The 12,147-nt window shown below is 71.5% G+C and carries 14 protein-coding genes; 8 read left to right on the forward strand and 6 right to left on the reverse strand.

Annotation, left to right across the window (positions count from 1 at the left end):
• Positions 1-106 precede the first annotated feature (106 nt).
• From AAME72_RS12710 to AAME72_RS12720, 3 genes are read right to left on the reverse strand one after another with little or no spacing between them, the layout of a single operon-like run.
• Entirely contained in the window at positions 107-874 is a 768-nt protein-coding gene (locus tag AAME72_RS12710) for a hypothetical protein (protein WP_348786920.1), read from the reverse strand.
• Positions 871-1,788, reverse strand: a complete 918-nt coding sequence (locus AAME72_RS12715) for an ABC transporter ATP-binding protein (protein WP_348786921.1) — start codon at positions 1,786-1,788, stop codon at positions 871-873. Before AAME72_RS12715 ends, AAME72_RS12710 begins: the two co-directional genes overlap by 4 nt.
• Positions 1,785-2,147 carry a GntR family transcriptional regulator gene (locus AAME72_RS12720; RefSeq protein WP_348786922.1) on the reverse strand — a complete coding sequence of 121 codons (363 nt, stop codon included), beginning with the start codon at positions 2,145-2,147 and terminating at the stop codon, positions 1,785-1,787. Before AAME72_RS12720 ends, AAME72_RS12715 begins: the two co-directional genes overlap by 4 nt.
• Before the next feature lie 121 nt (positions 2,148-2,268).
• Here AAME72_RS12720 and AAME72_RS12725 point away from each other — a divergent pair, with 121 nt between their 5' ends.
• Positions 2,269-3,696: an amidase gene (locus AAME72_RS12725; protein ID WP_348786923.1), complete on the forward strand. Its 1,428-nt coding sequence runs from the start codon at positions 2,269-2,271 to the stop codon at positions 3,694-3,696.
• Between the two features lie 46 nt (positions 3,697-3,742).
• Positions 3,743-5,122 (forward strand): aminotransferase class V-fold PLP-dependent enzyme, encoded by a 1,380-nt coding sequence (locus AAME72_RS12730; protein ID WP_348786924.1) that lies wholly within the window; start codon positions 3,743-3,745, stop codon positions 5,120-5,122.
• A gap of 9 nt (positions 5,123-5,131) precedes the next feature.
• Here the strand turns inward: AAME72_RS12730 and AAME72_RS12735 are convergent, their stop codons facing one another.
• From AAME72_RS12735 to AAME72_RS12745, 3 genes are read right to left on the reverse strand one after another with little or no spacing between them, the layout of a single operon-like run.
• Entirely contained in the window at positions 5,132-6,955 is a 1,824-nt protein-coding gene (locus AAME72_RS12735; RefSeq protein WP_348786925.1) for a gamma-glutamyltransferase, read from the reverse strand.
• 36 nt (positions 6,956-6,991) lie between these two features.
• Complete coding sequence (locus AAME72_RS12740; RefSeq protein WP_348786926.1) at positions 6,992-7,324, reverse strand: MmcQ/YjbR family DNA-binding protein; 333 nt, start codon at positions 7,322-7,324, stop codon at positions 6,992-6,994.
• Positions 7,324-7,677: a DUF1844 domain-containing protein gene (locus AAME72_RS12745; protein WP_348786927.1), complete on the reverse strand. Its 354-nt coding sequence runs from the start codon at positions 7,675-7,677 to the stop codon at positions 7,324-7,326. The genes AAME72_RS12740 and AAME72_RS12745 overlap by 1 nt, the downstream gene beginning before the upstream one ends.
• Before the next feature lie 262 nt (positions 7,678-7,939).
• Between AAME72_RS12745 and infC the strand changes: the two genes are divergently transcribed.
• The 6 genes from infC to AAME72_RS12775 all read left to right on the forward strand — a co-directional run bounded on the left by infC (position 7,940) and on the right by AAME72_RS12775 (position 12,137).
• On the forward strand, positions 7,940-8,620 hold the full coding sequence (gene infC, locus AAME72_RS12750; protein ID WP_348790132.1) for a translation initiation factor IF-3: 681 nt from the start codon (positions 7,940-7,942) through the stop codon (positions 8,618-8,620).
• Entirely contained in the window at positions 8,620-8,814 is a 195-nt protein-coding gene (rpmI, locus tag AAME72_RS12755) for a 50S ribosomal protein L35 (RefSeq protein WP_314147165.1), read from the forward strand. The genes infC and rpmI overlap by 1 nt, the downstream gene beginning before the upstream one ends.
• A 29-nt stretch (positions 8,815-8,843) precedes the next feature.
• Positions 8,844-9,233 carry a 50S ribosomal protein L20 gene (gene rplT / locus AAME72_RS12760; protein ID WP_348786928.1) on the forward strand — a complete coding sequence of 130 codons (390 nt, stop codon included), beginning with the start codon at positions 8,844-8,846 and terminating at the stop codon, positions 9,231-9,233.
• Positions 9,234-9,860: 627 nt separating this feature from the next.
• Positions 9,861-10,679 carry an RNA methyltransferase gene (locus tag AAME72_RS12765; protein WP_348786929.1) on the forward strand — a complete coding sequence of 273 codons (819 nt, stop codon included), beginning with the start codon at positions 9,861-9,863 and terminating at the stop codon, positions 10,677-10,679.
• Between the two features lie 40 nt (positions 10,680-10,719).
• Positions 10,720-11,079, forward strand: coding sequence for a metalloregulator ArsR/SmtB family transcription factor (locus AAME72_RS12770; RefSeq protein ID WP_348786930.1), 360 nt, complete (start codon positions 10,720-10,722; stop codon positions 11,077-11,079).
• Positions 11,076-12,137 carry an SRPBCC domain-containing protein gene (locus AAME72_RS12775; RefSeq protein WP_348786931.1) on the forward strand — a complete coding sequence of 354 codons (1,062 nt, stop codon included), beginning with the start codon at positions 11,076-11,078 and terminating at the stop codon, positions 12,135-12,137. The genes AAME72_RS12770 and AAME72_RS12775 overlap by 4 nt, the downstream gene beginning before the upstream one ends.
• Positions 12,138-12,147 lie beyond the last annotated feature (10 nt).

A 12,147-nucleotide genomic window follows, 5' to 3' on the forward strand; every position in this document is an offset into this window, starting at 1 on the left:
TCGGACGGGGCGGGGACCGCGCCGGCCGAGTGAGGCCGATGACCAATCGTGGCCGGGAGCGGAGCGCCCCCGGCCACGTCCATGCCGGCCGTCGTCGGCCCGCTGTTCAGTTGCGCGGCGTCGCCCGTCCGAGCACCGCGTAGCCGGCCAGCCCCGCAAGCACCCCCGGGAGCAGCAGCCACGCGGCCACTCCGACCGGGCCGCTCGACGCGAACCACTCGCCGACCGCCGGCCAGCCGCCGGTGAAGGTGATGAGCGCGACGGCCCCCACGATCAGCAGCACGAGCGCGGCGCCCGCCACGAGGATGCCGTTCATCCGCCAGCGCATGTAGAGGGAGGCGGAGAAGGAGCCGACGAGGAAGAATAACAGCATCCCGGCGAACACGATGAACAGCCGCCCGAAGAAGTTCTCGCCGGCGAAGTACACCGACGTGAACAGGTGGCCGCCGAGCCCCCAGCCGTTCGTCCACTCCTCGACGACCGAGAGCGCCGCGAAGCCGATGGCGTAGCCCGCGGAGAGCAGCAGGAAGGTGAGCCCGGAGCCGAGCGAGAAGTCCCTGCGGGTCACGCTGTAGCCGAGGGCGAACGGGAAGGTCGCGGTGATCACCTGGATGCCGACCACCAGCATGTACACGAAGATGTAGAACCCGCCACCGCTCCACTGGGTGCCGTCCATGGCGTCGGCCCGATCGGCCGGTTCGGTCGCGCCCCAGATGATCCACCAGATCAGCCAGTTCACCAGCCAGATGAACGCCATGATCGAGATCGGCACCCAGATGGTCGTGTACTTGTTGACGAGGTTCAGTCTGACCACGCGCCAGACGCGCTGGGCGCCGGCGGGTTCGGCGATGAGGGTGGGGGATGCGGTCGTCATGCGCTCTGCTCGAATTCTGTCTCTCGGACGTTGGTCTTGCGGACGATGAGCTGCTGCAGCGAGACCGGTGCGAGCTCGAGCCCGGCCGCGGCCGCCTCGGCGCGGCCGGACGGGCCGAGGCCGGAGACGGTCACGGAGGCGAGGCCGCCGATCCCCTCCCTGTGCAGCACGTCGCGGTGGGCGACGAACGCGTCGACGGCTCCGCGCGGCCCCACCACGGTGGTGGCGGACGTGCGCAGCTCCTCGGCGTCGTCGTCGATGAGGATGCGGCCCTGGTCGATCACGATCACGTGCTCCAGCAGGTTCGCGACCTCGTCGATCAGGTGCGTGGAGAGGACGACCGTGCGCGGGTGCTCGGCGAAGTCCTCCAGCAGCCGGTCGTAGAACAGCTGGCGCGCGACGGCGTCCAGCCCGAGGTACGGCTCGTCGAAGAAGGTGAGCGGGGCGCGGGACGCCAGCCCGACGATCACGCCGACCGCGGAGAGCTGGCCGCGCGACAGCTTCTTCATGCGCCGGTTCAGCGGCACCCGGAAGTCGTCGATGAGCTGCTCGGCGAACTCCGCATCCCAGTTCTCGAAGAACCAGGGCGCGCTGCGGAAGACGTGCTTGGGCTGGAAGTCCTCCGGGTAGCGCTGGCTCTCCTTGATGAAGCAGATGTTCTGGAGGACCCGCGCGTTCTCGGTGGGCTTCTCGCCGAAGACGCGGATGTCGCCGCCGGACGGGAAGTCCTGGCCGGTGATCAGCTGCATCAGCGTGGTCTTGCCCGCGCCGTTGCGGCCGAGCAGGCCGTGGATGCGTCCCGGCTTGATGGTGACGGTGACGTCGTCGATCGCGGTGAACGATCCGAACCGCTTGGTCAGGCCCGTGACCTGCACCGCGGGTGCGATGGAGGTGGGGGCGGGGGCGGCGCTCATGCGCTCACTCCTTCCGTGTGGATCATCTGGGTCAGTTGGTCGGGGTCGATCCCGAGCTTCGCCGCTTCGGCGAGCAGGGGCTTGAGGTACTCGTCGCGGAACGCCTCGCGCCGCTTGGCGACCAGTCGCTCGCGTGCGCCGTCGGAGACGAACATTCCGATGCCTCGTTTCTTGTAGAGGATCCCGTCGTCGACGAGAAGATTGACGCCTTTGCCGGCCGTCGCCGGGTTGATGCGGTAGAACGCCGCGAACTCGTTCGTGGACGGCACCTGGCCCTCGGCGGGGTAGACCCCGTCGATGATGTCGTTCTCGATCTGCTCGGCGATCTGGACGAAGATCGGTTTGCCTTCGTCGATCATCCAAGCCTCGTGGGTTCATTACTCATGTAACTAACCAACCAGGCTGGTCGCACTTTGTCAAGAGCCGTCGACCGCTCAGTGCCCGTCCGCGCCGGCGCAGCGGCGGCGATAGCCTGGCGGTATGGCGGACCTCCACGAGCTCACCGCGCTCGCCCTCTGGCAGGAACTGCAGAGCGGACGCGTCTCACCCCGCGAGCTGGCCTCGCACTACCTGGAGCGCATCGAGCGGCTGAACCCGCAGCTCGGCGCCTTCGTCACCGTGACCCCGGAACGCGCGCTCGAGCGGGCGGACGAGGTCGCCGCGACGGTGCCGCGCACGGCGACGCTCTGGGGTCTGCCGTCGGGCGACAAGGACCTGTGGATGCGCGCCGGCGTCCCGACGGGATTCGGCTCGCGCGCGATGACCGGGTTCGTGCCGGACGCGTCCGACGAGATCGTCGAGACGCTCGACGCCGCCGGTGCCGTGAGCCTCGGCAAGACCAACGCGCCGGAGTTCGGCCTGCCCGCCTACACGGAGTCGCTGGCCGCCCCGCCCGCCCGCAACCCGTGGAACCAGGAGCTCGGGTCCGGCGGGTCCAGCGGGGGAGCAGCGGTCGCCGTCGCGAGCGGGATGCTGCCCTTCGCGCCCGGCTCCGACGGCGGCGGCTCGGTGCGCATCCCCGCCGCGGCCTGCGGTCTGGTCGGGCTGAAGCCGTCGCGGGGGCTCGTCCCGGCCGGCAGCGGGATCGCGTCTCTCGGCGGCCTCGTCGTCGACGGGCCGCTCGCCCGCACCACCGCCGACGCCGCCCTGCTCCTCGACGGCATGATCGCCCGCGTCGGCGGCCGCATCGACCACCACTACACGCTTCGCGCGCCCTACGACGACGACGGTCCCTTCCTCGGCACGGCGGTGCGCGGAGAGGGGCGCTTCCAGCTCGGCGTCATGACGACCTCGGCGTGGGACGACGCGTACGAGATCGTGATCGCCCCGGAGGCGCGGGCGGCGCTGGATGCCGCGGTCGAGGCGTTCACAGCGATGGGACACGGGATGGAGGAGACGGCGCTCACACCGGACGAGACCTACGCGCCCGCGTTCCGGATCCTCTGGCAGGCGGGCGCGGCGCGCATCCCCGTCGAGGGCGACGCGCTCGAACTCGTCGAGCCGCTGACCTCGTGGCTGATCGCGCGCGGCCGCGAGATCGGAGCGCGCGAGCTCGGGGATGCGCTCGCCGCGCTCACCGCGTACGAGCGCTCCTTCATCCGGCAGCTGGCGTCCTTCGACGCCGTGCTCACCCCCGCTCTCGCGATGACCCCGCGGCCGGTCGGCTGGTACGACCAGGAGGACGGCGAGCACAACTTCGAGCAGCAGGTGCAGTACACGCCGTTCACCTCGATGCTGAACGTCACGGGTCTGCCCGCGATCGTGCTGCCGATCGCGCAGACCGCGGACGGCCTCCCGATGGGCGTCCAGCTCATCGGCCGGCCCGGCGGCGAGCGGACACTGCTGTCACTGGCGGCGCAGCTCGAGCGCCGCGTCCGCTGGGACCTGCGCCGCCCGCCCGTCTGGTGACGCGTCCGGTGATGCCAGGGGCGGCGCGGCCCGCTAGCATGCCCGTGTGAGCGATCGGGAGGCCTTCCGTCCCGTGCTCGGCGAGGCCGCTGGGCTGGCCGAGCGCTGGCTCGACGGGGTCCGCGACGGCAGCATCCCGCCGTCGGCGGACATCGAGGCCGTGAAGGATGCGCTCGGGCGCGAACTGCCCGACCGCGGGCCGGAGCCGGCCGAGGTGCTCCGGCGGATGGCGGACGCCGTCGAGCCCGGGCTCATGCGGATGCACTCGCCGCGCTTCCACGGCTGGGTGATCGGCGGTGCGCAACCCGTCTCGCTCGGCGCCGACTGGCTGGTGTCGGCCTGGGACCAGAACTCGGCGCTGCGTTCCGTGACCCCGGGCGTCGTCGCGGCGGAGGAGATCGCCGGCGCGTGGATGCTCGACCTGCTCGGACTCCCCGCGACCGCCGAGGTCGGCTTCGTCACCGGCGCGACGGTAGCCAACCTGGTCGGGCTGGTCTGCGGCCGGGACGATGTGCTGCGTCGCGCGGGCTGGGATGCGCGAGCCGATGGGCTCGCCGGCGCGCCACGCGTGCGGTTCCTGGCGGGGGAGGAGCGGCATGGATCCGTCGACAGCGCGGGCGTGATCGCCGGCCTCGGTGCCGCACGGCTGATCGCGGTCGACGACGACGGCAGGATGCGCGCGGATGCGCTGCGCGCCGCGCTCGCCGAGGCGGAGGGCCCGGCGGTGGTCTGCCTGCAGGCGGGCAACATCCACTCGGGCGCCTTCGATCCGCTGGCCGACGCCGTCGCGGTCGCGCACGAAGCGGGCGCCTGGGTCCACGTCGACGGCGCGTTCGGGCTGTGGGCGGCCGCGGCGCCGGCTCTCCGGCGGCTGACCGAGGGGATGGCGGGGGCGGATTCGTGGGCGACGGACGCGCACAAGACCCTCAACGTCCCGTACGACTCCGGCATCGCCGTCGTCGCGCATCCCGATGCGCTGCACGCCTCGTTCGCGCAGCACGCGGCCTACCTCGCGTCGTCGGCGGATATCGCCGACCCCGGGGACCGCGTGCCCGAGCTGAGCCGACGGGCGCGCGGCGTGCCCGTCTATGCGGCGCTGGCCCAGCTGGGACGCGCGGGGGTCGCCGACCTCGTGCAGGGGATGGCGGACGCGGCGATCGCGATCGCGGACGGCCTCCGCGACATCCCCGGCGCGATGGTGCTGAACGAGGTCGTCTACACGCAGGTGTGCGCGACCTTCGGCGACGACGAGCGCACGCGCGCGGTCGGAGCGGCGCTGCGCGACGGCGGCGCTGCGCTGGCGTCCCCGTCGACCTGGCACGGCCGGGCCGTGCTGCGGTTCTCGGTGAGCAACTGGCTGACGGACACCGAGGAGGCGGCCCGCACGGTGGCGGCGGTGCGAGCGGCGGTCGACTCCCTCGGCTGAGGTGGGCCCTCAGCGTCCGGCGGCGTAGCCCTGCGCCCCGCGCGGGTTCGCGGCAGCCGAGAGCACGCCGGTCCGCGGATCCCGCGCCACCGACGACAGCCTCCCGAGCGACCAGTCGCCCGCGCGGGTGACCACGTGCCCGCGCGACTCCAGGCCCGCGATCACGTCGTCCCCGAGCCGGTCCTCGACGACCGCTCCCGCCGGCTCCCAGATGCGCGGCCAGAACGAGCCGGCGACGGAGGTGGTGTGCAGCGCCGGCGCGTCGATCGCCTGCTGCGCGGTGTAGCCGCCGACGATCGTGCGCAGCAGGTAGAGCAGCTGCCACTGATCCTGCTGGTCGCCTCCGGGCGAACCGAGCGCGACGACCGGCTCGCCGTCGCGCAGGACGATGGTCGGCGTCAGCGTGGTGCGCGGCCGCTTGCCCGGGGTCAGCGTGGCGGCGGAACCCGGCTCCAGCCAGGTCATCTGCAGGCGCGTCCCCAGGCAGAAGCCGAGCGAGGGGATGGTCGGGGACGACTGCAGCCAGCCGCCGGACGGGGTGACAGAGACGAGGTTGCCCCAGCGGTCGACGACGTCGATGTGGCAGGTGTTGCCGCGCAGCGCGCCCGTGCGCGAGACGGTCGGCTCGCCGACGCTGCCGGCGCTCCCGGCGCTCCCGGCGGACCGATCGGCGGGGCCGGTGGCCGGCGTGTACTCCGTGCGCAATGGCGGAAGGAACGGCCGGACGCCGGGGAGGTGCCCCGGCCGGAACTCCGCGGAGGCGTGGTCGCCGATCAGCGCCCGGCGCTCGGCCGCGTACTCCGGGGACAGCAGCCGCTCCAGCTCCACCTCGGCGTCGCCGAAATACGCGTCGCGGTCCGCGTAGGCGAGCTTCTGCGCCTCCAGGATCGTGTGGGCGCCGAGCTCGGTGGACGGATCCAGCCGGTCGACGTCGAAGCCGTCGAGGATCGCGAGCGTCGCCAGCAGCGCTGGCCCCTGGCCCCAGGCGCCGGTCTTCGCGATCGTGTGCCCGCGGAACTCCATCGTCGTCGCCGGTTCGTAGCTCGCGCGGAAGGCGGCGAAGTCCGCTTCGGCGATCACGCCGGCGTGGTCGGTGCCGGGGGAGTGGCGGTGCGCCGTCCGTACGAACGCCGCCACCTCGCGTGCGACCCTCCCGGTCGCCCACTCGGTGCGCGCGGCCTCGATGCGCCCCTCCCTGCCCGTCGCGCCGTCGCCCGCGGCGATCAGGCCGCGCAGAACCCGCGCGTACGCCGGGTTCACGATCAGCTCACCGGCCTCCGGAGCGCGCCCTCCCGGCATCCACAGCTCCGCCGACGACGGCCAGTGCTCGGTGAACAGCGCGGAGACGGCAGCGATCGTCGCGCACACGCGCGGCAGGACGGGATGGCCGTGCTCGGCGTACCCGATCGCGAAGGCGAGCACGTCGGCGAGCTCCCACGTGCCGTGGTCCCTCAGCAGCAGCAGCCAGGCGTCGACGGCGCCCGGCACGGCCGCGGCGAGTGCACCGGAGCCGGGGACCAGCTCCAGCCCCTCGCCCCGGAAGTGCTCGGGCGTCGCCCCGAGCGGGGCCGGTCCCTGACCGACCAACACGGTCGGGTGCTTGTCATCCGCCGTGGTGAAGATCCCGACCAGGTCTCCGCCGGGGCCGTTCAGGTGCGGTTCGACGATGTGCAGCACGAAGCCGGCGGCCACTGCGGCGTCGAAAGCGTTCCCGCCGCGCTCCAGAACGGCCTGCGCGGATCCGGTCGCGAGCCAGTGCGTCGACGCGGACATCCCGAACGTCCCCTCGAGGGTCGGACGGGTCGTGAACGTCGACGGGGGGGTGAAGGTCATGCCGCCAGTCTGCTCCTGCGACGCCACGTCCGCCGACTAGTCGAGCAGGCGCCGCAGGGTCGCGGGCGCGCGGTTGCGCCAGGCGTCGGTGACCAGCTCGCGCATCAGCCCCGGCTCGATGGTCCCGAAGTCGACGCGAGCGGAGGAGAGCCGGCCGGCGAACCACTGCTCGGAGCAGTGCTCCGGCCACGCGGCCGTCGCCTCGCGGATGCCGATCTCGCCGAGCATGAGATTGACGGTGGACGCCTCCGCGTCGAGCATCGTCGCGAACCGGGTGCCGCGGACGCGGAACGCCGGCAGGCCGCCGTGGTCATACACCTCGGTCTCGGGTAGCCCGAGGGCGAGGGCGCGCACGGCGGCGGCATCCATCAGCTGACCGGGCCGGTGTACTTCTCGCCCGGCCCCTTGCCGATCTCGTCGGGGATGGGGGACGCCTCGCGGAAGGCGAGCTGCAGGGAGCGGAGCCCGTCGCGCAGACTCCGGGCGTGCTGGTCGCCGAGGTGCGCCGCCGAGGCGGTCACGAGGCCGGCCAGGGCGTCGATCAGCTTGCGCGCCTCGTCGAGGTCCGTCTGGTGCTCCGGGTCGTCGGCGAGGCCGCATTTGACCGCCGCGGCGCTCATCAGGTGCACCGCCGTCGTGGTGATGACCTCGACCGCCGGCACCTCCGCGATGTCGCGCGTGGCCTCCGACAGTGCCTCGTCCTGGTGGGATGTGTCGCTCACTGCATTCCTCTGTTAGAATCGTTCGGGCTCCCGGGCATCCGTCCGGGCACGAAAGTGGAGATTCCTCCCACCCGCGCTTGACCGCTTCACTAGGTTACCGGGTTGTTGCACTCCGCCACTGTGTGAAAGCACAGGGGTAGTCAGGGTGTTTGTACCAGGCCTGCGGCCTGAGTTCTTCGGAAATCAGGGGCAGGGCTGCGCTGGTGCGTGGAATCCTCTCTTTCGCCGGCGCCGTCATCCGACGGCCCGTGGCTCGCGAAGCATCGCTCGATCAGAGGAGACAAACATCAGCGAACCCCGTACGAATGACCGTATCCGCGTCCCCGAAGTTCGACTCGTCGGCCCCAGCGGAGAGCAGGTCGGTGTCGTCAAGATCGAGGTCGCACTCCGACTCGCGCAGGAGGCGGATCTGGACCTCGTCGAGGTCGCGCCGAACTCCAAGCCGCCCGTCGCCAAGATCATGGACTACGGCAAGTTCAAGTACGAGGCTGCGCAGAAGGCCAAGGAGGCCAGGCGCAACCAGGCGAACACCATCCTCAAAGAGGTCCGGTTCCGCCTCAAGATCGACAAGCACGACTACGAGACCAAGCGCAAGCGGGCAGAAGGCTTCCTGAAGGCCGGCGACAAGGTGAAGGCCATGATCCTCTTCCGGGGTCGTGAGCAGTCCCGTCCGGAGCAGGGCGTCCGCCTGCTGCAGCGCTTCGCTGAGGACGTCGCCGAGCTCGGCCAGGTCGAGTCCAACCCGACCATCGACGGCCGCAACATGGTGATGATCATCAGCCCGCTGAAGAACAAGTCCGAGGCGAAGGCCGAGGCCAACGCACAACGTGCCGCTTCCAAGGCACGCGCCCAGGGGCGCGACCAGGACGCGGTTGCTGAGACAGCCGACGCTGCTCAGTCCGACACGAGTTCGCCCGCCCAGGCGACGAACGAGGAGAAGTAATGCCCAAGCAGAAGTCCCACTCCGGCGCCAAGAAGCGCTTCAAGGTCACCGGCAGCGGCAAGGTCATGAAGCAGCAGGCCGGCATGCGCCACAACCTGGAGCTGAAGTCCAGCCGCCGCACCCGCCGGCTGAACCAGGACCAGGTCGTCCCCGAGGTGGACGCCAAGGTCATCCGCCGGATGCTCGGCAAGTAGAGACCCGCACACGTAAGGAAGTTTGAGTAATGGCAAGAGTGAAGAGGGCGGTCAACGCCCACAAGAAGCGTCGGGTCATCCTCGAGCGCGCCGAGGGTTACCGCGGCCAGCGTTCGCGTCTCTACCGCAAGGCCAAGGAGCAGGTCACCCACTCGCTGGTCTACTCCTACCGTGACCGCCGCCAGCGCAAGGGCGACTTCCGTCGTCTGTGGATCCAGCGCATCAACGCCGCGAGCCGTGCCAACGGCCTCACCTACAACCGCTTCATCCAGGGCCTGGGCCTGGCGGGCGTCGAGGTGGACCGTCGCATCCTGGCCGAGCTGGCCGTGAACGAGCCCGCGACCTTCGCCGCGCTCGTCGAGACCGCGAAGAAGGCCCTCCCGGCCGACACGTCGGCCCCGAAGGCTGCCGCCGCGTAAGGCACCGCCGTTCTGCGAAGCGGCCCGGACGACCTCGTGTCGTCCGGGCCGCTTCGTCGTGTCCGGGTTCGGCCGGCGTGCAGGTACATCCGGAGATTCCGACGCATCCGCCGCACTGTCCGGAGTAGCAGAACATTCGTCGGCGTGTTGCTCAGAACCTCCGGAGTTGCCGTCCTCAGTCGTCGGCGCCGCGACCGTCGTGGCGCCTGTGATCGTCGCCGGAGTCATGGGCGGCGGGATCGTCGGCCCCGTGGCGCCTGTGATCGTCGCCGGTGTCACGGCCGGTGGGATCGTCGGCCCCCTGACCCCCCTGACCCCCGTGGCCGTCCGTGCCCGGCACCGAAACCGGCACCGGCGCCGGCGTGGACGCGGGGACCGGACGAACCGCTGGAGGCGACCCCACCCCCTGCTGGACGACGCGCGGACCGTCATCTCCCGGGCGCTCGGCGGTCGCGGCCATCGCGCCGGCCGTCCCTACGCTCAGGCCCACCACGGCGGCTCCCGCGATCAGTGCTGCTCGGATCGGTGTCCTCATGCTCACGCTCCTTCGCTCTGCCCGTTAACACGCAGCACGACGTCGAAAGGATCATCCGCGTTCGGCGAGCACCCCGCCGATATGCTGATGCCATGCTTGACAACCCGCGCTCCCCGCGCGTCCGCGCCGTTGCGAAGCTCGCCAAGCGCTCCGCCCGCGCCGAGACCGGGCTGTTCCTCCTCGAGGGGCCGCAGGCCGTCGCCGAAGCGCTGATGTTCCGTCCCGAGCTGGTGGTGGAGCTGTACGCGACGCCGACCGCCCTCGAGCGCTACCAGGACATCGCGCAGACGGCCGTCGAGGCCGGTGTGGACGTCGAGTTCGTCACAGAGCACGTGCTGGAGGCGATGGCCGACACCGTCACCCCACAGGGCTTCGTCTCGGTGTGCCGGCAGTTCCCGACCTCGATCAAGGACATCTTCGCGGACGGTCCGAAGCTGGTCGCCGTGCTCGAGGAGGTGCGGGATCCCGGCAACGCGGGCACCATCATCCGCGCCGCCGATTCCGCGGGCGCCGACGCGGTCATCCTGAGCGGCCGGACGGTCGACCTCTACAACCCGAAGGTCGTGCGATCCACCACGGGCTCGCTGTTCCACGTCCCCGTCGCGGTCGGGGCCGACCTCGCCGACGTGATCGGTCGCGCGCACGCGGCCGGGCTCGAGGTGCTCGCCGCGGACATCAAGGGCGAGGACCTGCTGACCGCGCGCCAGGAGGGCCTGCTGGCGCGGCCGACGGCGTGGGTCTTCGGCAATGAGGCGCACGGCCTCGACGACGACCGGCTCGAGCTGGTGGATCGTGTCGTCACCGTCCCGATCTACGGCCGCGCAGAGTCCATGAACCTCGCGACCGCCGCGTCGGTCTGCCTCTATGAATCCGCCTTCGCTCAGCGCTCGGTCTCGCACCCGACAACATAAAGAGTTGTTTATATAACCCTGCGCTGATATGTTTGCCCGCATGGACGCTTTGGAGGCAGTCGGGGACCCGGTCCGCCGGCGATTCGTGGAAGCGCTCGCGGAGCGCGAGTGCACGGCGGGGGAGCTGGCCGGACTCGCCGCCGCCGAGTTCGGCATCTCCCAGCCCGCCGCATCCCGGCACCTGCGCGTGCTGCGTGAGGTGGGTCTGGTCGCGTCGAGGGTGGACGGCCCGTCACGCGTCTACGCGCTGGACGCAGACGCTCTCTCCGCGGCCGCGGCGTGGTTCGACGGCCTCGGGACGTTCTGGGAGCAGCGGCTGGACGCGCTGGGTACCGAGCTCGTGCGCGGCCGCCGCGCGACGCGCGACGCGGCGAGTGCCGGGAAGAAGGTGGCATCGTGAGCCTCTGGGGAGAGATCGCTCTCGACGGCGCCCGGCGCGTCGTGACCGTCGAACGCGAGTACCCGGCGACCCGCGCCGAGCTGTGGTCCGCCCTCACCGAGCCTCGCCGCTTGGAGCGCTGGATCGGCCGGTACACCGAGACGGACGGCGGCTTCCGGCTGGAAATGGGCGGCCCCGACGTGGATGCGGTCGTCACCGGCCGCGTGCTCGCGTGCGAACCGCAGCGTCGCATCCTGATCAGCTGGCTCTTCAGCGGAGCCGGTGAGACCGAGGCCGAGACCGAGCTGGAGGCGACCCTCGCCGACGCGGGCGAGGGCCACGTGCTGCTGACCCTCACGCACCGCAGGGTGCAGGCCGTCACCGCGTCCGTCTACGGGGCGGGCTGGCAGGACGTGCTGACCCACCTCGCCCGCGCGCTGGGCGCCGAGCCGAGCCCCGAGGAGACCGACGGGTACGCCGGTGGAGCGGCCGACCCCGCCGCCTTCGACGCGGCGCTGGGGGAGTACCGCAGCCGCGAGGCCGTGCTGGTCGCCGGTTCGATGCAGCGAGAGGGCGAGCGCAGCGGCGTGCGCATCCAGCGGCTGCTCGACGCCCGCCCGGGAGAGGTGTGGGATGCGCTCACGCTGCCCGACCGCGTCGGCCGCTGGCTGTGGCCGGTGGTCGAGTGGCCGGACGACCCGGTGCGCGAGCGCAGGGTGCGTCTGGGCGACGTGATGCGGCTGGGCGATGCGAACATCGAGGGCGGAGTCCACGACCTGAAGGTGCTGGCGCTCGAACCCGAGCGGCACCTGCGGTTCTCCTGGGGCGACGCCGCGGTGTCCATCCGGCTCGACGACGACGAGGGCGGAACGCTCCTGACGCTGGTCCAAGACCCGATCGAAAGTGTGTTCGGCGCCGGGCGGCTGCGCTCGGCGCCTGACTTCGCGGCGGGATGGCACACCCTGCTGGATCAGCTGACCCTGCTGCTCTCCGGCCTGACCGTTCCCGAGCCCGACCGCCTGTGGGAGGCCGCGTACCTCGCGTACAGCGAGGGCCTGCCGCCCACCCACGCCGACTAGACTGAGGAAC

It is taken from the genome of Leifsonia sp. NPDC080035, assembly GCF_040050925.1.
Classification (GTDB): domain Bacteria; phylum Actinomycetota; class Actinomycetes; order Actinomycetales; family Microbacteriaceae; genus Leifsonia.